The sequence below is a fragment of the Nocardioides panzhihuensis genome (assembly GCF_013408335.1).
Lineage (GTDB): Bacteria > Actinomycetota > Actinomycetes > Propionibacteriales > Nocardioidaceae > Nocardioides > Nocardioides panzhihuensis.
In genome coordinates this window covers 3,670,793-3,695,175 of sequence record NZ_JACBZR010000001.1, presented here as the reverse complement: position 1 = coordinate 3,695,175, position 24,383 = coordinate 3,670,793, and the positions used below count along the sequence as shown (strand labels likewise).

At 71.4% G+C, this 24,383-nt stretch carries 23 protein-coding genes; 15 read left to right on the top strand and 8 right to left on the bottom strand.

Features of this window, described 5'->3' with window-relative positions; genetic code table 11:
* Position 1: 1 nt before the first annotated feature.
* From BJ988_RS17520 to BJ988_RS17495, 6 genes are read right to left on the bottom strand one after another with little or no spacing between them, the layout of a single operon-like run.
* On the bottom strand, positions 2-1,162 hold the full coding sequence (locus tag BJ988_RS17520) for an acyl-CoA dehydrogenase family protein (protein WP_179659164.1): 1,161 nt from the start codon (positions 1,160-1,162) through the stop codon (positions 2-4).
* Positions 1,159-2,001, bottom strand: a complete 843-nt coding sequence (locus BJ988_RS17515; protein WP_179659163.1) for an HpcH/HpaI aldolase/citrate lyase family protein — start codon at positions 1,999-2,001, stop codon at positions 1,159-1,161. Before BJ988_RS17515 ends, BJ988_RS17520 begins: the two co-directional genes overlap by 4 nt.
* Positions 1,998-3,245, bottom strand: a complete 1,248-nt coding sequence (locus tag BJ988_RS17510; protein ID WP_179659162.1) for a CoA transferase — start codon at positions 3,243-3,245, stop codon at positions 1,998-2,000. Before BJ988_RS17510 ends, BJ988_RS17515 begins: the two co-directional genes overlap by 4 nt.
* A complete protein-coding gene (locus BJ988_RS17505) occupies positions 3,232-4,608 on the bottom strand; it encodes an MFS transporter (RefSeq protein ID WP_179659161.1) in 1,377 nt (458 codons plus the stop codon). The genes BJ988_RS17510 and BJ988_RS17505 overlap by 14 nt, the downstream gene beginning before the upstream one ends.
* Positions 4,605-5,390, bottom strand: coding sequence for a CoA-transferase subunit beta (locus tag BJ988_RS17500; RefSeq protein WP_179659160.1), 786 nt, complete (start codon positions 5,388-5,390; stop codon positions 4,605-4,607). Before BJ988_RS17500 ends, BJ988_RS17505 begins: the two co-directional genes overlap by 4 nt.
* Positions 5,387-6,334 carry a CoA transferase subunit A gene (locus BJ988_RS17495; protein WP_179659159.1) on the bottom strand — a complete coding sequence of 316 codons (948 nt, stop codon included), beginning with the start codon at positions 6,332-6,334 and terminating at the stop codon, positions 5,387-5,389. Before BJ988_RS17495 ends, BJ988_RS17500 begins: the two co-directional genes overlap by 4 nt.
* A gap of 154 nt (positions 6,335-6,488) precedes the next feature.
* Here BJ988_RS17495 and BJ988_RS17490 point away from each other — a divergent pair, with 154 nt between their 5' ends.
* Positions 6,489-7,406, top strand: coding sequence for an acyl-CoA thioesterase (locus tag BJ988_RS17490; protein WP_179659158.1), 918 nt, complete (start codon positions 6,489-6,491; stop codon positions 7,404-7,406).
* Positions 7,407-7,413: 7 nt separating this feature from the next.
* On the opposite strand, the gene BJ988_RS17485 is transcribed toward BJ988_RS17490, so the two are convergent.
* Positions 7,414-8,331, bottom strand: a complete 918-nt coding sequence (locus tag BJ988_RS17485) for a LysR family transcriptional regulator (RefSeq protein ID WP_179659157.1) — start codon at positions 8,329-8,331, stop codon at positions 7,414-7,416.
* An 83-nt stretch (positions 8,332-8,414) separates the two neighbouring features.
* On the opposite strand from BJ988_RS17485, the gene BJ988_RS17480 reads away from it, so the two are divergent.
* The 11 genes from BJ988_RS17480 (at position 8,415) to BJ988_RS17430 (ending at position 20,725) form a co-directional block, all read left to right on the top strand.
* The gene (locus tag BJ988_RS17480; protein WP_179659156.1) at positions 8,415-9,635 is read left to right on the top strand and encodes a CaiB/BaiF CoA transferase family protein; all 1,221 of its coding nucleotides are present in this window, start codon (positions 8,415-8,417) and stop codon (positions 9,633-9,635) included.
* A 37-nt stretch (positions 9,636-9,672) separates the two neighbouring features.
* The gene (locus BJ988_RS17475; protein WP_179659155.1) at positions 9,673-10,821 is read left to right on the top strand and encodes an acyl-CoA dehydrogenase family protein; all 1,149 of its coding nucleotides are present in this window, start codon (positions 9,673-9,675) and stop codon (positions 10,819-10,821) included.
* A complete protein-coding gene (locus BJ988_RS17470; RefSeq protein WP_179659154.1) occupies positions 10,818-11,597 on the top strand; it encodes an enoyl-CoA hydratase/isomerase family protein in 780 nt (259 codons plus the stop codon). The genes BJ988_RS17475 and BJ988_RS17470 overlap by 4 nt, the downstream gene beginning before the upstream one ends.
* 203 nt (positions 11,598-11,800) lie before the next feature.
* Entirely contained in the window at positions 11,801-13,105 is a 1,305-nt protein-coding gene (locus BJ988_RS17465) for an MFS transporter (RefSeq protein WP_179659153.1), read from the top strand.
* Entirely contained in the window at positions 13,105-14,109 is a 1,005-nt protein-coding gene (locus BJ988_RS17460) for an NAD(P)H-dependent flavin oxidoreductase (RefSeq protein ID WP_179659152.1), read from the top strand. Before BJ988_RS17465 ends, BJ988_RS17460 begins: the two co-directional genes overlap by 1 nt.
* Before the next feature lie 13 nt (positions 14,110-14,122).
* Positions 14,123-15,274, top strand: a complete 1,152-nt coding sequence (locus tag BJ988_RS17455; protein ID WP_179659151.1) for an acyl-CoA dehydrogenase family protein — start codon at positions 14,123-14,125, stop codon at positions 15,272-15,274.
* Positions 15,275-15,293: 19 nt separating this feature from the next.
* The gene (locus BJ988_RS17450) at positions 15,294-16,082 is read left to right on the top strand and encodes a crotonase/enoyl-CoA hydratase family protein (RefSeq protein WP_179659150.1); all 789 of its coding nucleotides are present in this window, start codon (positions 15,294-15,296) and stop codon (positions 16,080-16,082) included.
* Positions 16,079-17,803, top strand: a complete 1,725-nt coding sequence (locus BJ988_RS17445; RefSeq protein WP_179659149.1) for a class I adenylate-forming enzyme family protein — start codon at positions 16,079-16,081, stop codon at positions 17,801-17,803. Before BJ988_RS17450 ends, BJ988_RS17445 begins: the two co-directional genes overlap by 4 nt.
* Positions 17,796-18,926 carry a thiolase family protein gene (locus BJ988_RS17440; protein ID WP_179659148.1) on the top strand — a complete coding sequence of 377 codons (1,131 nt, stop codon included), beginning with the start codon at positions 17,796-17,798 and terminating at the stop codon, positions 18,924-18,926. Before BJ988_RS17445 ends, BJ988_RS17440 begins: the two co-directional genes overlap by 8 nt.
* A gap of 22 nt (positions 18,927-18,948) precedes the next feature.
* Positions 18,949-19,713: an SDR family NAD(P)-dependent oxidoreductase gene (locus tag BJ988_RS17435; RefSeq protein WP_179659147.1), complete on the top strand. Its 765-nt coding sequence runs from the start codon at positions 18,949-18,951 to the stop codon at positions 19,711-19,713.
* A 46-nt stretch (positions 19,714-19,759) separates the two neighbouring features.
* Complete coding sequence (locus tag BJ988_RS17430; RefSeq protein WP_179659146.1) at positions 19,760-20,725, top strand: LysR family transcriptional regulator; 966 nt, start codon at positions 19,760-19,762, stop codon at positions 20,723-20,725.
* Here BJ988_RS17430 and BJ988_RS17425 read toward each other — a convergent pair.
* On the bottom strand, positions 20,656-21,537 hold the full coding sequence (locus tag BJ988_RS17425) for a LysR substrate-binding domain-containing protein (protein ID WP_179659145.1): 882 nt from the start codon (positions 21,535-21,537) through the stop codon (positions 20,656-20,658). The two genes, BJ988_RS17430 and BJ988_RS17425, sit on opposite strands and share 70 nt — an antisense overlap.
* A 66-nt stretch (positions 21,538-21,603) precedes the next feature.
* Between BJ988_RS17425 and BJ988_RS17420 the strand changes: the two genes are divergently transcribed.
* From BJ988_RS17420 to BJ988_RS17410, 3 genes are all read left to right on the top strand, one after another.
* A complete protein-coding gene (locus tag BJ988_RS17420) occupies positions 21,604-22,920 on the top strand; it encodes a TIGR01777 family oxidoreductase (protein ID WP_179659144.1) in 1,317 nt (438 codons plus the stop codon).
* Between the two features lie 126 nt (positions 22,921-23,046).
* Entirely contained in the window at positions 23,047-23,238 is a 192-nt protein-coding gene (locus BJ988_RS17415; RefSeq protein ID WP_218860936.1) for a hypothetical protein, read from the top strand.
* Between the two features lie 43 nt (positions 23,239-23,281).
* Positions 23,282-24,313, top strand: coding sequence for a LacI family DNA-binding transcriptional regulator (locus tag BJ988_RS17410; RefSeq protein ID WP_179659143.1), 1,032 nt, complete (start codon positions 23,282-23,284; stop codon positions 24,311-24,313).
* Positions 24,314-24,383 lie beyond the last annotated feature (70 nt).

Here is a 24,383-nt window from a genome sequence, read left to right as displayed (position 1 = left end):
GTCAGTTCTTTCCCTTCTGGTCGCGCGCCACCAGCTGGGCGGCGATCACGTTGCGCTGGATCTCGTTGGTGCCCTCGCCGACGATCATCAGCGGGGCGTCGCGGAAGTAGCGCTCCACGTCGTACTCCTTCGAGTAGCCGTAGCCGCCGTGCACCCGCACCGCGTCGAGGGCGACCTGCATCGCCGCCTCCGAGGCGAAGAGCTTGGCCATCCCGGCCTCCATGTCGGCGCGGTCGCCGGCGTCGAGCCGCTCGGCCGCGTCGAGGGTCATCAGCCGGGCGGCGCGCATCTTGGTGCCCATGTCGGCGAGCAGGTTGCCGACCGACTGGTGCTTCCAGATCGGCTTGCCGAAGCTCTCCCGGGTCTGGGCGTAGGAGACCGCGTCATCGAGCGCGGCCTGGCCGACGCCGACGGCGCGAGCCGCCACCTGGATCCGGCCGACCTCGAGGCCGCGCATCATGTGGCCCCAGCCGAGGTGCGGTGTGCCGCCGAGCACCGCGGTCGCGGGCACCCGCATCTTGTCGAAGGTGAGCTCGCAGGCCTCGACGCCGCGGTAGCCGAGCTTGGGGATCTTGCCCGAGACGGTGAGCCCGTCGCCGGGCTCGACCAGTACCACGCTCATGCCCCGGTGCGCGGGCGAGGCGGAGCGGTCGGTGACGCAGAGCAGCCCGATCAGGCAGGCGTGCTGGGCGTTGGAGATCCAGGTCTTCGAGCCGGTGATGACCAGCTCGTCGCCATCGTTGTCCGCGAACGTACGCATGCCCTGCAGGTCGCTGCCGCCGGACGGCTCGGTCAGCGCCATCGTGGCGCGCAGGCTGCCGTCGGCCATCCGGGGCAGGTAGGACTCCTGCTGCTCCGGCGTCCCGAAGTGGCGGATCAGATAGCTGATCACGGAGTGTCCGCCGATCGCGCCGGCCAGGCTCATCCAGCCACGGGCGAGCTCCTCGGTCACCCGTGCGAAGCAGGCTGTGCTCACGTCGACGCCGCCGCGCTCGGCGGGCACCAGGAGACCGAAGAAGCCGAGCTTCTTCATCTCCTCGATGAGCTCCTCGGGGTAGATGTCGTCGGCCTCGAACTCGCGCACCCGGGGGCGTACGCGCTCGTCGACGAAGTCGGCCACGAGCCGGACCATGTCCTGCTCGTCGGGTGTCAGACTGGTCATCTGGGTGCTCCTGGAATGGGTCGGTTGAGGGAGATGATGCGGCGGGCGCGGGCGACGACGGGGGCGTCGACCATCCGGCCGTCGACGAGGGCGACGCCGTCCTCGGTCGCGGCGGCCAGGACGCGCTCGGCCCAGGCGACCTCGTCGGGGGTGGGGGCCAAGGCCACGGCGGCCGGAGCCACCTGGCCGGGGTGGATGCAGAGCTTGCCGGCGAACCCGAGAGCCGCGGCCGCGGTGACGTCTTCGGCCAGCCGCTCGTGATCGCGTACGTCGCCGGTGACGCCGTCGATCGGGCCGGCCAGCTCGCCGACGGCCGAGGCGAGCACCAGTTTCCCGCGCGCCGGCGCGAGGGCGGGTGCGTGGTCGGGATCGACGCCGAGCTCGGCGGCCAGGTCGAAGCTCCCAAAGGCGAGGCGTACGACTCCGGGGGAACGGGCCAGGTCGATGGCTCCCGCGACGCCGAGAGCGGTCTCGACCAGTGCGACGACGGCGGAGCCGTCGGGGAGGGCGGCCAGGACGGCCGCCACGGTCTCGGGGCTGTCGGCCTTCGGCAGCATCACCAGCGACGGTCCGTCGAGTGCGGCGAGCGCGGCGAGGTCGGCATCGTGCCAGATGGTGGCGGCGGCGTTGATCCGCACGGCGACGGTGACGTCTGCCTGCGGGAGCCAGTCGGTGACGTGGGCGCGGGCCGCGTCCTTGTGAGCCGGGGCGACGGCGTCCTCGAGGTCGAGGACCACCACGTCGGGGCCGGCGGCGGCAGCCTTGTCGAACCGCTCCGGCCGGTTCCCGGGAACGAACAGCCAGGTGCGCGCCGTCCCGGCGATCTCGGCGGTGCTCATCGCGTCGCCACCTCCCGGGCGCCGATGACACCGCGGGCGAGCAGGTCGTCCAGCCTCTCGGTGGCCAGCCCGAGCGCGCCGGCGAGCACCTCGCCGGTGTCCTGCCCGACGGCAGGCGCCGGCCGTGGTGCGCTCCGGTGGCCGTCGACGGTGATGGGCGCGCCCGGGGCGAGCAGGTCGCCGACGCCGGGCTGGGTGATCGTCGAGAACAACGGGTGCTCGCGCAGCATCCGGGCATCGTCGGCGGCGAGATCGCGGAAGCTGCGGTAGGGCGACCACAGGATCCGGGTCCGCGTCAGCGCCCGCGTCACGTACGCCGTGTCGTGCTGCTCGAACCAGGCGGCGATCAGACCGCCGAGCACGGTGCGGTGCCGGAACCGCGCGCCCTCGTCGGAGAAGTCGGCACCGAGCGCGCGAGCGAGCGCTGCCACCGCCTCGGCGAGGCCGGTCATGCCCAGCAGGTCCGACCACTGCCGTGGGGTGAGGGCCACCAGCATGAAACGGTCGCCGTCCGTGGTGACGAAGTCGCGACCGAACGTGCCATAGACGTGGTTTCCGGTCGAGCCCCGCTCGCTCGCCGGCCGCAGCTGCGCCTCGGCGAGGTAGCCGAGGTTGCCGGCGACGGCGAGGGCGACGTCCTCCAGGGCGACTCGCACCTCGGCGCCCTCGCCGGTGACCCCGCGCCGGCGCTCGGCGGCGAGCAGGCCGGTCGCGAGGTGGAGTCCCGCCGCGAGGTCCCACGCCGGCACCACGCCGTTCACCGGTGCAGCATGCTCCTCCGGGCCGGTCACGAGGGGGAAGCCGGTGCCGGCCTGCACGGTGTAGTCGACGGCCGTCCCGCCGTCGTGGCGTCCGGTGAGGAGCACGTGGATGACGTCGTCGCGGCGGGCGCGCAGCGCGGCGTACCCAAGGTCCGACCAGCGTTCGGTGTTCGTGACCACGATGCCGCCGGAGGGGCCGCCCGAGACCACGAGGTCCGAGACCAGCTGTCGGCCCTCCGGGTGGGTGCAGTCGACCGCGATGGCCTTCTTGCCGGGGTTGAGTCCGTTCCAGTACAGGCTGGCACCGTTGTCGCTGAGTGGCCAGCGAGATCGGTCCGGCGCACCCTCGAGCGGCTCGACGCGGATCACCTCCGCACCGAGCTGTGCCAAGGTCGTGCCGCACAGCGGCGTGGCGACGAAGCTGGACACCTCGACCACGCGCAGGCCGGCTAGTGGTCCGGAAGTGGGGTCAGCGGTGGTCATGGAGCACCCTTTCTGTGGCGAGGCGAGGGGTGGCGGAGGGTCCGGCCATCGCCCAGGTCAGGGCCACCGCGATGACGGGGACGCCGTAGACGAGGAAGAGGCTCCCGGTCGGGTAGGCGATCGCGACCCAGGAGTAGCCCACGGCGAGGCCGGTGAAGCGGAGCATGTTGTGGATCCCGAGCGCGACGCCGTCGGCTGCCGCCGGCGACGTCATCAGCCCGAGCGCCGAGGTCGCCTGCACGACCCCGATCGCCGAGCCGGTCAGTGCGAGCGCGGCCACGGTGAGCGCGACGACCGTGCCGGATCCGGAGACGGTCGCGGCCAAGGGAAGCGCGAGCAGGCCGAGCGCGAGCAGCACCAGCCCGCCGCGCAGGGTGCGCCGCGCGGTGAAGCGTTCGGTGGCCTTTGAGGAGAGCGGGGCCGCAAGCGTCATCGCGAGGGCCAGCGCGAGCATCGTGATGCCGATGTGTCCGGGCCCCAGCCCGAGGTCGCGGCCCAGGTGCAGGGGAGTCGCGACGATCGCCACTCCCAGACAGCCCATCACCGTCGCGGCGGCCGTGGTGCTCGCGACGAACCTCCGCTCGGTGAGGAGGCCGGGCGGGACGAACGGTCCAACGCTGGTGCGGCCGAGCTGGGTGTGGCCGATCAGGGCGAGCACGCCCACCGCCGCCATCGCCACCGCGACCGCGACCCCGCCGTGCTGTCCGAGCCAGCTCACCGCACCGACGAGCGCGCCGACCCCGATGAGGAGGGTCACCATGCCGCTGACGTGGAGCGGTGCGTCCGTGGCGGGCACAACGGGCACCACGGTCAGACACAGCACCAGCAGCACGGCGCTGAGCGAGGCGTGGGTGAGGAACACCCAGCGCCAGCCGAGCGTGTCGGCGACCAGGCCACCCAGTGGTGGACCGAGTGCCTGACCGACTCCGATCGCCGCTGCCCAGCCCGCCATCACCCGGGCTCGGTCGCCGGCCCAATGCTGGCCGAGCACCTGCTGGATCGCGGGCGGCACCGCCGAGCACGCGATCCCCTGCAGAGCACGCATCACGACCAGGAAGGCGAGCCCTTGGCTGAAGGCCGCACCAGCCTGCGCGGCCACCATCAGGAGCAGCGATCCGGCGAGCACCGGCCGGGAGCCGAACCGCTGGCACATCCAGCCCGAGACGGGTGCGAAGACGACCATCGCCAGGGTGAAGGCGCTGACCGCGAAGACGATCCCGCGCGGAGAGGCCCCTATCGCGTGGGCGATCACGTTGATCGGCGCACTGATGATCGTGCTCGACAAGGTGCCGAGAGTCGAGCACGCCAGCAGGGCGATGTACGCCGACCGGCGCGGTTCGTACGTGATGGTGGACGGGCTCATCGGAGGTAGAGCCGCACCGTGTCGATCTCGTCGCGGAGCAGCCGGACCTCCTCGACGGTGGGCCGGCCGGTCTCACGTACGTCATCGGCGACCCGGATGTCCCACCCGGTTGCGGCGCGGACCTGGTCGACGGTGAGGCCGGGGTGGACCTCGCTGATCTCGAGCTCGCCGAGCTTGTCGGGGCGACGCAGCACCGCCATCGGGGTGATCACGGTGGAGACCCCGTGGCCGCGAGGCACCATCCGGGGGTCCTCCTCGTGCGCGCGCACCGGGCTGGGCGAGGTGCAGAAGTCGAGCTGCGCCGGAAGGGCGCCGGGGTCGTGGCGGCGCAGCACGACGATGCACTCGCCCGCGTTCGGCATGATCTCCGCGGCGCCGCCGGCACCGGGGAGGCGTACGGCGGGCTTGTCCCAGGCGCCGATGAAGCTGGTGTTGAGGCTGCCCCAGCGGTCGATCTGGGCGGCGCCGAGGAACCCGACATCGACATGGCCGCGCTGCAGGACGTAGCCGAACAGCGCGGGCATGCTCAGCACCGCCGCGGCACCGGAGACCAGCACCGAGTCGGCGATGCCCTCCGCCAGGCCCTCCGGCTGTGCGCCGCAGACACCGGACTCGTAGACCAGCTCGACGTCGGGGTTCACGGTGCGGCGCGCCAGGTCGACGGCGAGCGTCGGCAGCCCGACGCCCGCGAAGACCCGGTGCTTGCCGACGAGCTGTCGGGCGGCGACCGCGGCGAGGAACTCGGTGCTGGACGGAGCCACATCCGAGAGCGGCGTACTCATGAGGCCACCTCCTGGGCGGCCACCCGGCGGCGGCCGAAGTCGACGGGCTGCGAGGGCCGAGGAGCGACACCGAGCCCGCGCCAGCGCTCCGCTCCGAGCTTGTCGAGGTACGCAGCGCGGTCGGGCACCTGGTGCACCCACTCCTCCAGCCAGCCCAGCACCGCCTCGCGGTCGCGGCTGATCGGCGTCCACTCGCGGTAGAAGGCGTTGTCCCGGTCGTAGTGGCCCTGCGTGTAGGACGGGTGCGCGCCGCCGGGGCACTCCACCACGGCGGTGACCGCGTGGGACGGCAGCACGGTGCGGTTCGGGTCGGAGCGGACGACGTCCTCCTCGACGATCTCCTCGACGGTCGCGATCACGGTCTCAGCCGCGTACGCCGCTTCCTGCTGGGCTCCGACGATGCCCCACATCTGGACGTTGCCGGAGCGGTCGGCGCGCTGGGCGTGGACGATCGTCACGTCCGGGCGCAGCGGCGGCACGACGTAGATGTCGGGTCCGCCGTAGGGATCGGAGACCTTGCGGATCAGCGGGTTGAGCTTCGGGAGGTCGCTGCCGGCGTACGAGCGGAGCGGGAAGAACGGCAGTCCGGCGGCGCCGGCCTGGTAGCGGCAGACCATGCCGTAGTGGCTGTACTCCTCGACCTCGAGCGGTTGCGGGTCGGCGTTCTCCACCCGCCGCCGGACCTCGTGCAGGGAGCCCGCCGAGCCGCTGGCGAAGAACGAGGCGACGAGCTTCGAGACGCAGCCGGCGGCGATCATCTGGTCGGCCAGCAGATCGGGGGTCATCCGGCAGAACGTCAGGTCCCGTCGGCCCTGGCGGATGATCTCGTGGCCCGCGGCGAACGGGATCAGATGGCCGAAGCCCTCGAGCGCGACCGTCATGCCGTCCCGTACGTGGGCGGCCACCGCCGAGCTGAGATCGGTGACCTTGTCGGGCGCGGCCATTGGGTGCTCCTCGGGGCGGGCAGGGGGTGGTCAGTGGTCCCAGCCTGCCGCCAGCCGCCTGCCGAACTCCAATACTTCTTCCGCCGATCACTGTTGACGGATGGGTATGAATAGTTCGAGACAGATATCGAAAGTGACGACAAACGACGGCACAATGAGCCGAGTGGACCCTGCCTCTCCTGCCGCTGACACCCGTGCTGCCGTGACCCTCGACGAGCTGCTCGACCTCCTCGACCTGACCTGTGTCGACGAGCCGACCGGCCGGGTCAGCCACTGGGTCGGGCAACCTCAGCAGCATCCCGCGGGCAGGCTCTTCGGTGGCCTCCTCCTGGCTCAGGCGCTGGTCGCCGCCGGGCGCGGGGTCGGGGCCGACCAGCGGATCATCAGCCTGCAGGCCGACTTCGTCGGCGGCGTGCCGACGGACCGGCCGCTGCACTGGGAGGTCACGGTCGTCTCGGACGCGCCGTCGCTGGCGACCCGGCGCAGCCGTCTGCTCGACGACGCGGGGGAGGAGCTCTTCGGAGCAGTCACCCGATGGGCGACGGTCCGTGCCGACCTGCCGTCCCACAGCTCGCTACGGCCGCGGCCCGCTCCTGACCCCGAGACGCTGCCGGACCTGGCCGACCGGTTCGGCTCAGACGAGCGGATCCCGCCTTGGTGGCGGTTGAACCGACCGGTCCACTTCCGCCATGCGGTGGCCCCGCCGTACTTCACCGTCGCCGATCCGAACGACCGACAGACCAGCTTCTTCCGGGCGACCGGCCCGCTGCCCGAGGAGCCGGTCCTGCGGTCGGCGGTGCTCGCCTACGTGAGCGACATGAGCATCCTCGAGGCGTCGTTCCTGGCGCTCGGGTCGGCTCGGCACAAACCCGGCGCCCGGATCCTCAGCCTGACCCATGCTCTGACTTTCCATGCCGCCTCCGACCTGACCGGCTGGCACCAGTTCGACTGCCGCGTGGAGGCGATCGCCCACGGGCGGGCCCACGGCGTCGGTGAGCTGTTCGACGAGACCGGTCGCCACGTCGCCACCGCGTCGCAGGTCGGCCTGGTGAAGGTCTCGACCGACCGCTGACCGGTGGTCAGGCGGGCGGCGCCGACGGCAGGTCCGGCGTCGGCAGGGCCTCCTCCGAGGCACGCAGCACCGCATGCAGCGCTGGGCTCCGGTCTTCCTGGCGCCAGGCGAGCTGCTGGAACGTGGGGCGGTCGCACTCGCTGATCCTGACCACCTCGATGCCGGTCTGCACGACGTTGGCGATCGCGGTGTCGAGCGTGAACGTCATGCCGACGCCGGCAGCGACCAGCGCGACCGCGGTCCAGCTGTCCGGTGCGGTCTGCACGATGTTGGGCACGAACCCGACCTGGGAGGACGTCTCGATGAAGGCGTCACGCACGCTGGAGCCGGGGTCCGCCGGCAGGGCCACGAACGGCTCGTCCCGGCACTCCGCCATGCTGACCTCCCCGCGGCCGGCGAGCCGGTGACCGGCGGGCACGGCGATCACGTAGTGCTCGACCGCGATCACGCGGTGCGCCAGGCCCTGCGGCTCGATCCGCCACCGCGCGATCGCCAGGTCGAGCTCGCCGTCCTGCAACGAGCGCAGCGCCTCGTAGTTGTACGTCGTGCTCTGCAGCATGAGCTCGATCCCGGGATGCTGCTCGCGGACGATCCGGCCGAGCTGGCCGACGAGCACGTGGGAGGAAGGCCCTGCGAACCCGATCCGGACCCGGCCGGTCTCTCCGCGGCCGGCGGAGCGGACCGCTCGGCGCGCGGTGCGCAGGCCCTCGAGCACCTCCTGGGCGGGCCGGACCAGTGCCTCGCCGGCCGACGTCAGTCGGACGCTCCGGGTGGTGCGGTCGAACAGCTGGGCGCCGAGGTCGCGCTCGAGCTGCTTGATGGTGCGACTCAGCGGAGGCTGGGCGATGTGCAGCCGCTCGGCCGCGCGGCCGAAGTGGAGCTCTTCGGCGACGGCCAGGAAGGCCTCGAGATGGTGCAGGTCCATACGTACAACTATTGCATCAGTGGGAACAATCCTCCAAGGATTAGGTATTGGACGCGCATAAGAAGTCGCGGGATGCTTGCTGCATGACCAACGACCTGCTGCCGCTGGAGGGCATCACCGTGGTCGCCCTCGAGCAGGCCGTCGCGGCCCCGCTCGCCACCCGTCACCTCGCGGACCTCGGTGCCCGCGTGATCAAGCTGGAGCGGGTGGGCGAGGGTGACTTCGCCCGCAACTACGACCATGCGGTGCACGGCCTCGCCTCGCACTTCGTCTGGCTCAACCGCGGCAAGGAGTCGGTGGCGCTCGACCTCAAGTCCGCCGACGGCGCCGAGCTCGCGCGCCGGCTGGTCGCCCGCGCCGACGTGTTCCTGCAGAACGCCGCGCCCGGCGCCGCCGAGCGGCTCGGGCTCGGCGCGGAGGAGCTCGCCGAACGGCACCCGGGGCTCGTCGTCGCCGGCATCTCCGGCTACGGCACCGGCGGCCCGCTGCGCGACCGCAAGGCGTACGACATGCTGATCCAGGCGGAATCCGGGCTGATCTCGGTCACCGGCACCCCGGAGACGGCGACCAAGACCGGCGTCCCCAGCTCCGACATCGCCGCGGGCCTCTACACGAGCCAGGCGATCGTCGCGGCCCTCTTCCGCCGTGAGCGCACCGGCAAGGGCGGCATCGTCGATGTGTCGATGTTCGACGCGACCGTCGAGTGGCTCGGGCACCCGATGTACATGCAGATGTACGGTGGCCGCCAGGTGCCCAGGATGGGGCTCAGCCACGCCTCGATCGCGCCGTATGACGCCTACCCGACCGCCGACGGGGAGATCCTGATCGGCGTCCAGAACGACCGCGGCTGGCGGGCGCTGGTGACCGACGTCTTCGATCGGCCCGATCTCGTCGACCATCCCCGGTTGGCCACCAACCCGTTGCGGGTCGCCCACCGAGAGGAGTGCGACGCGGTCGTCGCCGAGCACACCCGCGGCTTCGCCACCGCCGACCTCGATGCCCGGCTCGCCGCCGCCGGTGTTCCGGCTGCCCAGATCAACGACATGTCCGGCCTGGTCGAGCACCCGCAGCTCGCCGGCCGTGACCGGTGGCGCGCGGTCGACACTCCTGCCGGGCCGGTCCGCGGCGTACTGCCTCCGATGACGTTCCGTGACGTCGAGCTGCCGATGGGCGCGATCCCGGAGCTCGGCGCCCACACCGATGCCGTGCTCGCGGAGCTCGGCCTGGACGCCGGCGAGATCGACCGGCTGGCTGCCGGTGGCGTGGTCGGCCGGCCCACCGACGTACCCGTTCCCACGCTTTGACCCGGTCTTGATCGTCCCGCACGAAGGAGCAGCACCCATGGAGCCCGACGAGTTCGCCTCGATCCTCGACGCAGTCCGCGCGTTCGTCCGCAAGGAGGTCGTCTCAGCCGAGGACGAGATCGAGGAGACCGACCAGATCCCCGACCGGCTCCGGCAGCAGGCCGCGGCCATGGGGCTGTTCGGCTATGCCATCCCCGAGGAGTACGGCGGTCTCGGATTCACCATGTCGGAGGAGGTCCGGCTGGCGATGGAGCTCGGCTGGACCACGCCGTCGTTCCGCTCGGTGTTCGGCACCAACAACGGCATCGCCGGTCAGGTGCTGGTCAACTGCGGCACCGATCGGCAGAAGCAGCAGTATCTGCCCCGGCTGGCCAGTGGTGAGCTGGTGGCCTCGTTCGCGCTCACCGAGCCGGAGGCCGGCTCCGACCCGAGCGGCCTGCGCACCCGAGCCGTCCGCGAGGGCGACGAGTACGTCATCAACGGACAGAAGCGCTTCATCACCAACGCGAACTGGGCAGATCTGCTCATGGTGTTCGCCCGCACCGGCGACCTCAGTGAGGGCGCGAAGAACATCTCGGTGTTCGTGGTGCCGACCGACACCCCAGGCGTCACCGTCGGTCCGCGAGACCACAAGATGGGTCAGCGCGGCACCTCGACGTCCGAGATCTTCCTCGACGGCGTCCGGGTGCCCGCCGAGAACCTGGTCGGCGAGGTCGAGGGCGAGGGCTTCTCCGCGGCGATGCGATCGCTGGCCAAGGGCCGGCTGCACATCGCGGCGCTGACCGTCGGCCTGGCCGACCGCCTGATCGAGGAGAGCCTCCGTCACGCCACGACCAACGGCCAGGGCGGCCAGAAGCTGGCCGAGTTCCAGCTGATCCAGGCGATGCTCGCCGAGAGCCGGACCGAGGCGTACGCCGGTCGCGCGATGGTCCTCGAGGCGGCCCGCAGCTGGGACGACGGCAGCGACCGGCGTACGGCACCCTCGATGTGCAAGCTGTTCTGCACCGAGGCGGTCGACCGGATCGCCGACCGGGCGGTCCAGATCCACGGCGGCCTCGGCTACATGCGTGAGGTGCCGGTCGAGCGGTTCTACCGCGACGCGCGGCTGTTCCGGCTCTACGAGGGCACCAGCGAGATCCAGAAGCTGATCATCGCCAAGCAGATGGTCAAGGAGTTCCAGGGATGAGCGAGGAGCCGCGGACCAGGGCGGTCCGGGTCGAGGACCGTGGCCATGTCCGCATCCTCACCCTCGACCGCCCCGAGCGCCGCAACGCGCTCGACCTCGCCGACCGGCTGGACCTCCTCGCCGCACTCCGGACCGCCGACCAGGAGGCGCGTGCAGTCGTTCTGACCGGTGCGGGCTCGGTGTTCTCCGCGGGTGGCGACATCCGGTCGATGTCGCAGGACCAGGACGTCGCCCGGCAGCGGCTCGAGGTCGTCAACGCCGTCGTGCGCCAGCTGGTGACCGGGGCCCGGCCGGTCGTCGCCGCGGTCGAGGGCGGCGCGTACGGGCTCGGGCTCGCGCTGGCCGCCGCCTGCGACCTGGTGGTCGCCGGCCGCTCGGCGACCTTCTCGACGTCCTTCGGGAAGATCGCGCTCGGCCCCGACACCGGTCTCGCCTACACGCTCCCACGGCGCGTCGGGCAGGGCAGGGCACGTGAGCTGCTCCTGACCGTACGCACCTTCGACGCAGCCGAGGCCGAGCGGATCGGAGCGGTCGAGAGCGTCGTCGACGACGGCACGGCCCTCGACCAAGCGGTCGAGCTGGCCTCGCGCCTTGCCGAGCTCTCGGGGCCGATGGTGACCGGCACCCGACGCATCCTCACCCAACCCGACCAAAGTCTCGACGGCGTACTCGCGGCCGAGGCCGACCTCCAGGTCGAGCTGCTCGGCGGCCGACAGTTCGCCGAGGGCCGGGCGGCCTTCCTCGAGCGCCGACGGCCCGACTTCATCAGCGCCTGAGGGCCGCCGCCGGCGTCTTTCGCGCTTCGATGCAGCCGTAGAGAAGTGTGACGATCGTCATAGGAAGAGCCTATCGATCGGTTAGCCGAAGAGTCTTTGCGGTCCGGGGCCCGGCGCCACAACCATGGTGATGCCGCCCGATGACGTCCTGAGCACCGGTCAGCCGGGGCAGCGATCCCAGTGGTTCTGCGAAGGAGACAACCGTGTCCGCAACCAATCTCACTGCCCCGTCCGGGGCCGAGGCGCAAGCAGGTGAGTCACGCGCCAAGGCGTGGGGCTTCACCAGCCTGCTGGTCTCGCTCTACGTCGTGAACTGGGCCGACAAGGCCGTGTTCGGTCTCGCTGCCCAACCGCTCGCGAAGGAGCTCGGGCTGAGCGCCTCCCAGATCGGCCTGGTCGGGAGCGCGTTCTTCCTGGCCTTCACGGTCGGTGGCTTCTTCGCCGGCCCGCTGAACCGCTGGATGACGTTGAAGTCGGCGCTCGTGCTCCTCGCCATCGGCTGGTCCGTGGCGATGCTGCCGCTGGTGCTCTCCGCGACATTCACGGTGCTACTGCTCAGCAGGATGCTCCTCGGGTTCCTCGAGGGTCCGTCGAGCGCACTCGTGCACACCTCGGTGTTCTCCTGGCACCCGCGCGAGAAGCGCGGCCTGCCCGCCGCATGCATCACCGCCTCCGCGTCGATCGCCAAGATCGCGATCGCGCCGGCTCTCGCGATCTTGATGGCGACTCAGGGCTGGCGGGCCGCGTTCCTGGTCCTCGCCGTCGCCGGAGTGGTGTGGGCAGCGTTCTGGCTCCCGACGTGGAGGGTCGGCCCGTACGGCACCGACAAGGCGAGCGCTGCGGCGGATGAAGACGAGCCGGTCTCGCCGTGGCGGGCGGTGCTTACCACGCCGACCTTCGTCGGAGGCGCCCTCGCGGTGATGTCCATGTACGCGCTCGTCACCGTCGTCCTGACCTTCCTGCCGTCGTACTTCGAGCTCGGGCTGGGCTACAGCCAGGTCCAGGCGGGCACGATGTTCGCGTTCCCGAGCATCGCCAGCCTGGTGGTGATGCTCCTGCTCTCCGGCATCGGTGACCGGCTGCTCGCCAGGGGCGCGACCTCACGGATGCTCCGCGGCATCGTGCCCGCGATCGGTCTGCTCGTGTGTGGTCTCTCGATGACGGTGGTGCCCTACCTGGGCGCGCCCGTCGTGGCCGTGGTCGTCGTCTCGGTCGGCTACGCGTTCGGCGCCAGCGTCTTCCCGCTGTTCAACTCCGCGATCTCCGAGATCGTCCGGCCGCGCCAGATGGCCAACACGCTCGGGATCTTCCTCGCCCTGATGGCCATCGGTGGCCTGGTGGCGCCCTACGTCACCGGCGTGATCGTCGATGCCGCGGCCAGCCCGGCCGACGGGTTCGCCAGAGCGTTCCAGATCTTCGGAGCCTTCGCGATCGTCGGCGCGATCGCGGCCATGCTGATGGTGAACCCGGAGCGCGACAAGGCCCGGCTGCTGGAGGAGGCGCGCTGATGTCGAACACGACCACGGGATCGGTGCTCCGCACCCGCTTCACCGAGACGTTCGGTGTCGAGCACCCCATCGTCCAGGGCGGCATGCAGTGGGTCGGCCGCGCCGAGCTCGTCGCCGCCGTCGCCAACGCCGGCGCGCTGGGCTGCCTCACCATGCTCACCCAGCCGACTCCGGAGGCGCTGGTCAAGGAGATCGCCCGCACCCGGGACCTCACCGATCAGCCGTTCGGCGTGAACTTCACGATCCTGCCGAGCATCAGCCCGCCACCGTACGCCGAGTACCGCGACGCGATCATCGAGTCCGGCATCACGATCGTGGAGACCGCCGGGAACGCGCCGACCGAGCACGTCGAGGTGTTCAAGCCTGCCGGGGTCAAGATCATCCACAAGTGCACGTCGGTGCGGCACGCGATCAAGGCCCAGACGCTCGGAGTCGACGCGGTGAGCATCGACGGCTTCGAGTGCGCCGGCCACCCCGGCGAGGACGATGTCACCGGGCTGGTGCTGATCCCGCTCACCACCGAGCGGCTCGACATCCCGGTCATCGCCTCCGGTGGCATCGCCGACGCCCGTGGCCTCGTCGCCGCGCTCGCCCTCGGCGCGGACGCGGTCAACATGGGCACCCGGTTCCTGTGCACGGTTGAGTCGCCGGTGCACCAGCAGGTCAAGGAGGCAATCGTCGCCGCCAGCGAGCTCGACACCGAGCTGATCTTCCGGCCGCTGCGCAACACCACCCGGGTCGCCAGCAACGCGGTCAGCCGCGAGGTGGTCGCTCGGCTCGAGGAGGGCGCAGTCTTCGAGGACGTACGTCATCTCGTGGCCGGCACCCGCGGCAAGCAGGTCTACGACGTCGGCGACACCGAGCTCGGCATCTGGAGCGTCGGCCAGTCCCAGGGACTGGTCCACGACATCCCCACCGTCGGCGAACTCGTCGACCGGATCGTCGGTGAGGCCGGCGACATCATCTCCGGCCGGCTGGCCGCCATGACACGTACGTCTCTCTGACCCAGGAGCAACCATGCAGCGAACGATCTTCGGCGAGGACCACGAGGCCTTCCGGGGCACGGTCCGACAGTTCTTCGAGAAGCAGGTCGCCCCCGGGTTCTCCGCCTGGGAGCGGGCGGGCCACCCACCGCGGGACTTCTACCGTCAGGCTGCCGAGCTCGGGATCGTCGGGATCCAGGTGCCGGAGGAGTACGGCGGCGCCGGGGTGGCGTCGTACAAGTTCAACGCGATCGTCACCGAGGAGTCGGTGCGGTCCGACATCAACCTCGGACCGCTCCGCGTGCACATGGACCTGGTGCTGCCCTACCTTCTCTCGTACGCCACCGAGGAGCAGAAGCAGCGATGGCTGCCAGGGTTCGCGGCCGGTGAGCTGATGACCGCGATCGCGATGACCGAACCCGGCACCGGCTCCGACCTCGCCGGGATCCGCACCACCGCCCGTCTTGACGGCGACTGCTACGTCCTGAACGGGGCGAAGACGTTCATCACCGGCGGCTACAACGCCGACCGGGTGTTGGTGGTCGCCCGGACCTCCGCGCCCGACCCCACCAACCGGCGCACCGGGCTCAGCATCCTGGTCGTCGACACCAAGAGCCCGGGCTACGAGGTCGGCCGGATGCTCGACAAGTTGGGGCTGAAGGCGCAGGACACCTGCGAGCTGTCCTTCGACGACGTACGGGTGCCGTTCGAGGATCTGCTAGGCGAGGAGGGTCAGGCGTTCGCCTATCTCAGCAACAATCTGCCGCAGGAGCGGCTCACGATCGCGGTCGGCGCGTGGTCGGCCGCCGCTCACGCCGTTGACCTGGCGCGTGACTACACGGGTGAGAGGCAGGTGTTCGGCAAGGCGGTCGCCGAGTTCCAGAACACCAAGTTCGTGCTCGCCGAGTGCGCCGTCGACGTCGCGGCCGGCCAGGCGTTCCTCGACCAGGCGCTCGAGGCGCACGACCGCGGCGAGCTCTCGGGCCCCGACGCGGCTGCCGTCAAGCTCTGGATGACGGAGATGCAGGCGCGGGTCGTCGACAAGTGCCTGCAGCTGCACGGCGGCTACGGCTACATGAACGAGTACCCGATCGCGCGGCTCTACGCCGATGCCCGGGTCAGCCGCATCTACGGCGGCACCAGCGAGGTCATGAAGACCATCGTCGCCAAGTCGCTCGGTCTGTGACCCCGAGGAGGAGGATCCGATGAGCACCGAAGTCAGTCCTGAGACCGCCAGAGCGGTCCGCGTCGAGGAACGCCCCGGCGTCCTCGTCATCACCCTCGACCGCCCCGAGGCCAGGAACGCCGTCGACCGCGCGGTCTCCGAAGCCGTCGCCGCGGCGCTCGACACGCTCGACGCCCGGCCCGACCTGTCCGTCGGCGTCATCACCGGAGCGGGCGGAACGTTCTGCGCGGGGATGGACCTGAAGGCCTTCCTGCGCGGCGAGCGCCCGAGCGTCCCGGGCCGCGGCTTCGCGGGCATCACCGAGACCCCACCGGCCAAGCCGATCATCGCCGCCGTCGAGGGGTACGCGCTCGCCGGAGGCTGCGAGATCGTGCTCGCGTGCGACATGGTCGTCGCCGCACGCGGCGCCCGGTTCGGCGTCCCCGAGGTCAAACGCGGCCTGGTCGCGGCGGGCGGCGGCCTGCTCCGGCTGCCCGAGCGGATCCCGCCCGCGGTCGCGATGGAGCTTGTGCTCACCGGGGACTTCCTGGAGGCTCAGCGGGCCTACGACGTCGGCCTGGTCAATCAGATCGTCGACGACGGGTCCGCGCTCGAAGCCGCGCTCGCCCTCGCCGACCGGATCGCGGCAAACGGCCCGCTCGCGGTCGCGGCGAGCAAGCGCGTGATGGTCCAGTCGCGCGGCTGGCCGGTCGAGGAGCGCTACCACCGGCAGCGGGAGATCGTCGAGGGGGTCTTCGCCTCCGCGGACGCCGAGGAGGGCGCCCGCGCCTTCGCCGAGAAGCGCACGCCCGTCTGGGAAGGACGATGACCACCGTGACCGAGTCCACGACGCCCGTTGTCGAGCAGGGCTACTGGCCGCACCAGCTGCCGCGCCATCTCGAGTACCCCGCGCTGACCGTCGGCGACCTCAACGAGTACGCCGCCCGCGCCTACTCCGACCGGGTCGGCGTCCGGGATGGCGACGCGACCTTGACCTTCGCCGAGATCCACGCGCACGCCTGCCAGGTGGCGCACGGCCTCCGCTCTGCCGGGGTGCGCGAGCGCGACGTCGTCGTGCTGCACCAGCCGAACTCGCTGTGGTTCCTGCCCTGCTACTACGGGATCCTGCTGGCCGGTGCGACCGTGGCCCCGACGAACCCCCTTCACCCGGTGGCGGGGTTGCGAGCCCAGATCGAGGAGACCGGCGCCGTGGCGGCGTTGTCACATCCCCAGCACCTGGCGCTCCTCGAGGAGGCCCGGCAGGGCACCGCGCTGCGGACCCTGGTCGTCGCGCCCGGGACGGATGTGGCTCCGGCCTCCGAGGACCTGCCCGCGGACGCGGTGACGCTGGCGGGTCTGATGGCGGGTCAGCCGACGACCCGGCCGGAGACCACCACCGGGCCTGACGACCTCGCCCACCTCGCGTACACGGGCGGGACCACCGGCGTCCCGAAGGCGGTCCGGGTACTGCACCGCAACGTCGTGTCGAACGTCGCCCAGATGGCGGGCTGGCGGGCTGGCCACATCCTTGGCCAGGACGACCACGGGGCCACCCTGCGCCCCCTCCCGGACGCCGCCGAGGCCGGAGTGGTGCCTGGGGACTCGGTGACGGTCGTCGTCTCGCCGATGTTCCATGCGCACGCGCTGATCAATGCGAGCTTCCTCCACCTGTGCGGCACACGGCAGGTGCTGTCGGGCCGTTTCGACCCACAGCGGATGCTGGGACTGATCGAGCGTGAGCGGGCGACCTACATCACGGGTAGCCCGACCATGTGGCACGCCTTGGTCGGCGCCGGCGAGAACGCCGGAGCCCGCGAGTTCACCTCGCTGCGGGTCGTGTCGTCCGGTGCTGCGCCGATCGACCTGCCGACGATGGAGGCGCTGCAGGAGCTCTTCCCGTCCACAGTGATCCTCGAGGGGTACGGCCTCACCGAGGGGACCTGCCTGGTGTCCGTCGGTCCGATCTTCCGTGACGGACGGACCAAGCCCGGTGCGGTCGGTGTACCGATCTTCGACACCGAGGTCGAGATCCGGGCGGGTCTCACCGGTGAACCGCTCGGCCCGGGGGAGCGCGGTGAGCTGTGGGTGCGTGGCCCGCAGGTGACCGACGGCTACTTCGAGCGTCCCGAGGCCACCGCGCAGCAGTTCGTCGACGGCTGGCTCGACACCGGCGACATCGCCTACGTCGACGAGGACGGCTTCCTCTTCATCTGCGACCGGGCCAAGGACATGCTCATCTACAAGGGCTACAACGTCTACCCGCGCGAGCTCGAGGACCTGCTCGTCACCCACCCCGACGTCGACGGCGCCGCGGTCGTCGGCCGCGACCTCACCGCGGTCGGCCAGGAGCCGGTGGCCTTCGTGGTTCCCGCTGCAGGCGGCCAGGTCGACGCGGCCGAGCTGATGGCGTACGTCGCGGAGCGGGTGCTGCCCTACAAGAAGGTCCGGGCCGTGCACTTCGTCGACAGGCTGCCCAGCAACCCCGCCGGAAAGATCCTCAAGACCGAGCTCAGGGCCATCGCCAACGAACCAGGAGACACCCATGCGTGATGCAGTGATCGTCGACGCCGTCCGCACCCCGATCGGCAAGCGCAACGGCGCGTACGCCGGTATCCACCCGGGGAATCTGAGCGCGCACGTGCTCACTGCGCTGGCGGCACGCAACGACCTCGACCCGGCTACCGTCGACGACGTCGTCTGGGGCTGCGTGAGCCAGGTCGGTGACCAGTCCGGCAGCATCGGACGGGTCGGCGTGCTCGCGGCCGGGTGGCCCGAGTCGGTGCCGAGCACCGTGGTCGACCGCCGCTGTGGCTCGAGCCAGCAGGCTGTCAGCTTCGCCGCCGCCGGCGTGATCGCGGGCCACTACGACATCGCCGTGGCCGGCGGCGTCGAGTCGATGACCCGGGTGCCGATGGGCAGCGCCGCGGCCGGCGGTGCGCCGTATCCGCTGTCCGTCCTCGCGCGTTATGGCGTCGACGGGTTCAACCAGGGCATCGGCGCCGAGATGGTCGCCGACAAGTGGGGGTTGTCCCGGACGCGGCTCGATGAGTACTCCGCGAGGTCGCACGAGCGCACCGCGGCGGCCACCGATGCCGGTGCCTTCGCCGGCCAGTTGGCACCGCTCGCCGGCCTCGAGGTGGACGAGGGGCTGCGCCGTGGCACCTCGGTGGAGTCGCTCGCCGGGCTGCGTACCGTGTTCCGGGAGGACGGAGTGGTCACCGCGGGCAACTCCTCGCAGATCTCCGACGGTGCCGCGGCGCTGCTGGTGACGTCGAGCGAGACCGCTGCGGCCCGGGGGTGGCGGCCGATCGCGCGGGTGCACACCTCGGCCCTCGCGGGCGATGACCCGGTGATGATGTTGACCGCCCCTCTCGCCGCTACCGCCAAGGCGCTGCGGCGTGCCGGGCTCGGCATCGACGACATCGGCACCTACGAGGTCAACGAGGCGTTCGCGCCGGTGCCGTTGGCCTGGCAGGCGGAGACCGGAGGCCTCGACGAGCGGCTCAACCCACTCGGGGGCGCGATCTCCGTTGGCCACCCGCTGGGCGGCTCCGGCGCGATCCTGATGACCCGGCTGGTCCATCACATGCGCGACAACGGCATCCGCTACGGCCTGCAGACGATGTGCGAGGCGGGCGGCCTCGCGAACGCCACGATCCTCGAGCTCCTCTGACACTTCTCTGAAAGGACCACCCATGCGCCTCGAAGGCCTCACCACCGCCGTCACCGGAGGAGCCTCCGGTCTCGGCCTTGCCGCCGCGCGCCGACTGCTGAAGGAGGGCGGCCGGGTCACCCTGATCGACCTGCCGGAATCCGACGGCGAGCGGGTCGCGGCCGACCTCGGGGTGAACGCCACGTTCGTCCCGGCGGACGTCACCGACGCCGACCAGTTCGCCGCCGCTCTCGACATCGCCGACGCCCAGGGCGGGCTACGCGGGCTGGTGCACTGCGCCGGTGCCGGTCGCCGGATGCGGATCCTCGACAAGGACGGCACCCCGGGGTCGCTGGAGGACTTCGAGTTCGTGATCCGGCTGAACCTGATCGGCTCGTTCAACGCCTTGCGGCTCGGCGCGGAGCGGATGGCGCGGCTCGACGTCGTCGACGGCGAGCGCGGCGCCATCGTGCTCACCGCATCGGTCGCGGCGTACGAAGGGCAGATCGGGCAGATCAACTACACCGCGTCGAAGGCCGGCGTCGTCGGGATGACCCTGACCGCCGCGCGCGACCTGGCGAGCCGTCACATCCGTGTCTGCACCATCGCGCCGGGCATCATGGACACTCCGCTGCTCGCCCGGCTGCGCGACGACGTACGCGCCTCGTTGGAGGCCACCGTCCCCAACCCGGCCCGGCTCGGTCACGTCGACGAGTTCGCCCACCTTGCGGGCACCATCCTCGAGAACGGCTATCTCAACGGCGAGACGATCCGGCTGGACGGCGCGATCCGGATGACGCCGCGCTGAGCCGACTGTTCCGGGCACGGCACGGCGTACGGCCTAGGTTGGGACCATGGACGTGCACCACCTGCGCTACTTCCTAGCCGTCGTCGACCACGACAGCGTTCACGCGGCCGCGACGGCGCTCGGCGTCGCGCAGCCGACGGTCTCGCAGGCGCTCCGCTCGCTCGAACGTGAGCTCGGCACCGCCCTCTTCCACCGGATCGGGCGGGGGATGGTGCCGACCTCCGCGGGGCTGACCATGGTCGGCTCGGCTCGGCGGATTCTGCGCGGCGTCGCTGCGGCCGAAGGTGCCGTACGCGACCGGGAAGGTCAGCTCCACGGCCGTCTCGACCTCTCCACGATCCCCGCGTTGGGTACGGGGCTGGTGCCTGCGCTCGTCGCAGAGTACCGCCGCCGCTATCCGAAGGTGCTGATCAGCATCGGCAAGCAGAGCGATGACGACCCGGCCGTCGCTTTGCGCAGCGGTCGTTGCGAGATCGTGGTGACCCATCTTCCCTACGCCGACGGCGCGCGACCGACGTCCAGAGAGCAGCAGCTCGATGTGCTCGAGCTCGGCACGCAGGAGTTCTGGATCGCGTTCCCCGGGGGGAGCGACATCCCTGCGCACGACCCGATCCGGTGGGAGGAGCTGCCTGAGATCCCGCTCGTCATCGTGCCGCCAGGAGGGTCGCACGCCGAGGAGATCGTACGCACCATGGCGGCCGCTGGACGGCTGCGGCCGCCGGCCGCCGTGCTCCAGAACCGCGAGGCTCGGTTGTCCTTCGCCTTGGCGGGCGTCGGCGGCACCTTCATCGAGCGCTCGCTGGCCGGCTTCGCCCGGGCACGTGGTGCCGAGGTCCGTTCGTTCACGCCGGCTCTGAGCCGACGCTACGGGCTGGTGTTCGAGCCGGCGCGGCTTTCACCGGCGGCCGAGGCATTCGTCGAGCTGGCCCGGGAGCACGCAGCTCAGGACGATGCAGACCCCGCCGTCTCCCGAGTCAGGTCGACGAAGGCGCGGGCGGCCGGCGAGAGCTGATCGGCTCGGTAGACGACCCCCACCCGCCGGCGTACCTCCGGCTCGATCGCGCGCAGCACGACCTTGCGCAGGACGCGCTCGGCCAGCCGCTCCGGCAGGAACGTCGCCCCGGCTCCCATCGCCACCAGCTCCCAGATCGCCTGTCGGTGGGCGCAGCGGACCGCCACCTGCCCGATCGCGTCGCGCAGCTCCGGGTCCGCGATGACGCTGCTGAGCCGGTCATCGACCTCCAGCACCAGCGGGATCTCCCGGACGAGCTCCAACGGCACCGGGTCGGGCAGATCGGCCGCGAGCTCCGGCGCCATGGCCAGCATCACCCGCTCGGTCCACAGCTCGTCGACGGCGAGGGTGTCGGGTCGGGCGGAGAACTGGGTCAACCCCACCTCGGCCCGCCCCTGCCGCACCGCGGCGACCACGCCGGCAGGACTGCCCGGATCGTCGACGTGCACCTGGATCCCCGGATACCGGCTGCGCAGCTCGCTCACGAGCTCGGAGAGCGGCGTGATCGTGAGGTTCGCCAGCGCGGCGACAGTGAGCCGGCCTCCTCGAAGGTCCCGGACCGCGCCGACCTTGCGCCGGGCCTCCTGCGCCTCACGGAGCACCCGCCGCGCCGGCTCGACGAAGGCCGCTCCGGCCGCGTTGAGCTCGAGGGTGCGGTTGCTGCGGTCGAAGAGCGGGGCGCCGACCTCCCGCTCGAGGTTGCGGATCGCCTGCGACAGGGACGGCTGCGAGATGTAGAGCGTGTTGGCGGCCTTGGTCACGCCGCCATGGTCGACCACAGCCACGAAGTACTCCAGCAGCCGCAGGTCCACAGCCCGACCTTACGCCTGGCCGACCCGGTGGTTGTCCGCCCGGCGGATCCGCGCGAGGCTACTGGTATGACGTCACCGCTGGTCCGGGTCCATTCGCTGACGACGCGCATCGACGCGCCGGTCGAGGAGGTCTTCGAGTGGCATCGGCGCCCCGGGGCGATCCACCGGTTGATGCCGCCGTGGATGCCGGGTGAGGCGCGGGTGGAGGCGACCGACCTGGCCGACGGCACCGCGGTGATCTCGCTCGGTCGCGGCGTGGACTGGGTGGCCCGCCACGACCCAGCCGCCTACGAGGCGCCGCACCTGTTCACCGACCGGCTCGCCTCGCTGCGGCCGCTGTCGTGGACCCACCGGCACGAGTTCGCCGCCGACGGCGCCGCGACGCTGGTCACCGACCGGATCGAGACGAACGTGCTCGGGCGGATGGTGGACCGGATGATCGCCTACCGCCATGCTCAGCTGGGCGCCGACCTCGCAGCCCACCACAGGACGTACGCCGCGGGCAGGTCCCTCACCATCGCGGTCACCGGATCGAGCGGGACCGTCGGTCAGGCGCTGGTGCCGTTTCTGACCACGGGTGGCCATCGGGTGATCAGGCTGGTCAGAGGCGCCCCGGAGGGCGCGGACCAGCGCCGCTGGGATCCATCGGCGCCGGCGCCGGACCTCCTCGACGGTGTCGACGCGGTCGTCCATCTCGCCGGGGCGTCCATCGCCGGCCGCTTCACCGCGGCGCACAAGGCGGCGATCCGCGACTCCAGGATCGAGCCGACCCGGCGGCTCGCGGAGGCGGCGGCACGCAGCGGCGTACACACGTTCGTCGGCGCCTCCGCTATCGGGATCTACGGTGCGAACAGGAGAAACGAGGTGCTCACCGAGTCCTCGGCGCCGGGCACCGGCTTCCTCGCCGACGTGGTCGCCGACTGGGAGGCGGCCGGCCGGGTGGACGGGCCGCGGAACGTCGCGGTGAGGACCGGCATCGTCCAGACGCCGGCCGGGGGAGCGTTGCGGCTTCAGCGGCCGCTCTTCGCTGCCGGACTGGGTGGCCGGCTCGGCAGCGGCGAGCAGTGGCTGAGCTGGATCGGCATCGACGACCTCGTCGACGTCTACCACCGGGTGATCCTCGACGAGTCGCTGACCGGCCCGGTCAACGCGGTCGCGCCCGAACCGGTCACCAGCCGGGACTACGCGCAGACGCTCGCGCACGTTCTCCACAGGCCCGCGCTGCTGCCCACGCCGGCCCTCGGCCCTCGGCTCCTGCTCGGCAAGGAGGGCGCCGAGGAGGTGGCGCTGGCGAGCCAGCGGGTCGAGCCGGTCGCGCTCGCAGACCACGAGTTCCGCCACCCCACGCTGGGGGCGGCACTGCGCCACGTACTGGGCCGATGAGAAGGCATCGTTGGGAGAGTCTCGGACCGAGTAGGTCTCGGGCGAACGAAAATTCGTTCGCGCATCCGAATCTGAGTCCAGCGGCGGCGGCTCGAGGTCGGCGACGAACGAATTTTCGTTCGCTCAGTGAAGCTCAGCCCTCGCCCGCCCAACAACAGCTCCGCCACCGCGGTCAGGATGCCGGGGAGCGCGCGTGACCTCGGTCTGCCCGAGGACCCGGACGAGCTCGCCTCGTTGGCACCCGGTGGACGCTGTGCCCCGCTCGCCGCAGCCCTCACCAGAGCGCGTCACGGGCTTCCCGGTCTCGAGGAGAGCTGAGGCTCTTCCCTCCGCGCGGAGGGAACCCGCTTAGGATCACCGCATGGTCAACGGGGAGTCGAAGAACGCGCCGAGCATGGCAGATGTCGCGGCGCTGGCCGGGGTCTCCCACCAGACCGTGTCCCGGGTGGTCAACGGCTCCGATGCCGTCCGCGGTGACACCCGTGAGCGGGTGCAGGCCGCCATCGACGAGCTGGGCTACCGGCGCAACAAGTCGGCGCGAGCGTTGGTGACGCGGCGGTCGGGTCGGTTGGGCCTGCTCTACTCGCAGCCGCACCTCTACGGGCCGAGCACGCTGGCCGCCTCGGTGCACCAAGCCGGACAGCGGGCCGGCTACGACATCATCCTCAGTCCGGTCCCTCATCTGGAGGCGACCTCGACGGAGCGTGCGATCGAGGCTCTGCTCGACGACGCGGTCGAGGCCGTGCTCCTCGGCGTCTCGCACCAGTCCTTCGAGGACCTCGTCGCCCAGCTCGCCACCACCGTCGAGGTGGTGATGATCCACAGCGACCCGCCCGAGGGAGTGCGCTCGGTGGGGATCGACCAGCACGCCGGCGCAGTGCTGGCGACCCAGTACCTGCTGGACCTCGGCCATCGCAACATCGCCCATGTGGCCGGTCCGGTCGGCTGGATCGACGCCAGGCAGCGCCGGGAGGGGTGGCTCGCCGCGCTCCGGGACGGCGGCGCGCAACCGGGGCCCGAGATCTTCGGCGACTGGTCGAGCAGGAGCGGGTACGAGGCCGGCGCCGTGATCGCCCGGGACGCCTCGGTCACCGCCGTCTTCGCGGCCAACGACTCGATGGCGCTCGGCGTGATCCGGGCGCTGCACGAGGCGGGCCGCCGGGTTCCTCAGGACGTGAGCGTCGTGGGCTTCGACGACGTCCCGGACGCCGCGTACCTGTGGCCGCCCCTGACCACCGTCCGGCAGGACTTCGCATCGCTGGGCGAGCTCGCGGTCGAGGTGGCCACGAAGGCCATCGCCGAGGGATCCGTCGAGGTGCCCCCGCTGATCGCTCCGGAGCTGGTCGTCCGAGACTCGGCAGCCCCGCTGACCCCCGGTCGAGACGTCAGTTAGGTCGGTCGAGACGTCAGGTACGTCGGTCGAGTGGGCACAACGTTGCCCACTCGGCCGACCGGGGTGACGC

What these genes read in the sequence shown, in the direction of transcription:
- BJ988_RS17520 (WP_179659164.1), bottom strand. Translation starts at nt 1,162, where the DNA reads ATGACCAGTCTGACACCCGACGAGCAGGACATGGTCCGGCTCGTGGCC.
- BJ988_RS17515 (WP_179659163.1), bottom strand. Translation starts at nt 2,001, where the DNA reads ATGAGCACCGCCGAGATCGCCGGGACGGCGCGCACCTGGCTGTTCGTT.
- BJ988_RS17510 (WP_179659162.1), bottom strand. Translation starts at nt 3,245, where the DNA reads ATGACCACCGCTGACCCCACTTCCGGACCACTAGCCGGCCTGCGCGTG.
- BJ988_RS17505 (WP_179659161.1), bottom strand. Translation starts at nt 4,608, where the DNA reads ATGAGCCCGTCCACCATCACGTACGAACCGCGCCGGTCGGCGTACATC.
- BJ988_RS17500 (WP_179659160.1), bottom strand. Translation starts at nt 5,390, where the DNA reads ATGAGTACGCCGCTCTCGGATGTGGCTCCGTCCAGCACCGAGTTCCTC.
- BJ988_RS17495 (WP_179659159.1), bottom strand. Translation starts at nt 6,334, where the DNA reads ATGGCCGCGCCCGACAAGGTCACCGATCTCAGCTCGGCGGTGGCCGCC.
- BJ988_RS17490 (WP_179659158.1), top strand. Translation starts at nt 6,489, where the DNA reads ATGAGCCGAGTGGACCCTGCCTCTCCTGCCGCTGACACCCGTGCTGCC.
- BJ988_RS17485 (WP_179659157.1), bottom strand. Translation starts at nt 8,331, where the DNA reads ATGGACCTGCACCATCTCGAGGCCTTCCTGGCCGTCGCCGAAGAGCTC.
- BJ988_RS17480 (WP_179659156.1), top strand. Translation starts at nt 8,415, where the DNA reads ATGACCAACGACCTGCTGCCGCTGGAGGGCATCACCGTGGTCGCCCTC.
- BJ988_RS17475 (WP_179659155.1), top strand. Translation starts at nt 9,673, where the DNA reads ATGGAGCCCGACGAGTTCGCCTCGATCCTCGACGCAGTCCGCGCGTTC.
- BJ988_RS17470 (WP_179659154.1), top strand. Translation starts at nt 10,818, where the DNA reads ATGAGCGAGGAGCCGCGGACCAGGGCGGTCCGGGTCGAGGACCGTGGC.
- BJ988_RS17460 (WP_179659152.1), top strand. Translation starts at nt 13,105, where the DNA reads ATGTCGAACACGACCACGGGATCGGTGCTCCGCACCCGCTTCACCGAG.
- BJ988_RS17455 (WP_179659151.1), top strand. Translation starts at nt 14,123, where the DNA reads ATGCAGCGAACGATCTTCGGCGAGGACCACGAGGCCTTCCGGGGCACG.
- BJ988_RS17450 (WP_179659150.1), top strand. Translation starts at nt 15,294, where the DNA reads ATGAGCACCGAAGTCAGTCCTGAGACCGCCAGAGCGGTCCGCGTCGAG.
- BJ988_RS17445 (WP_179659149.1), top strand. Translation starts at nt 16,079, where the DNA reads ATGACCACCGTGACCGAGTCCACGACGCCCGTTGTCGAGCAGGGCTAC.
- BJ988_RS17440 (WP_179659148.1), top strand. Translation starts at nt 17,796, where the DNA reads ATGCGTGATGCAGTGATCGTCGACGCCGTCCGCACCCCGATCGGCAAG.
- BJ988_RS17435 (WP_179659147.1), top strand. Translation starts at nt 18,949, where the DNA reads ATGCGCCTCGAAGGCCTCACCACCGCCGTCACCGGAGGAGCCTCCGGT.
- BJ988_RS17430 (WP_179659146.1), top strand. Translation starts at nt 19,760, where the DNA reads ATGGACGTGCACCACCTGCGCTACTTCCTAGCCGTCGTCGACCACGAC.
- BJ988_RS17420 (WP_179659144.1), top strand. Translation starts at nt 21,604, where the DNA reads ATGACGTCACCGCTGGTCCGGGTCCATTCGCTGACGACGCGCATCGAC.
- BJ988_RS17410 (WP_179659143.1), top strand. Translation starts at nt 23,282, where the DNA reads ATGGTCAACGGGGAGTCGAAGAACGCGCCGAGCATGGCAGATGTCGCG.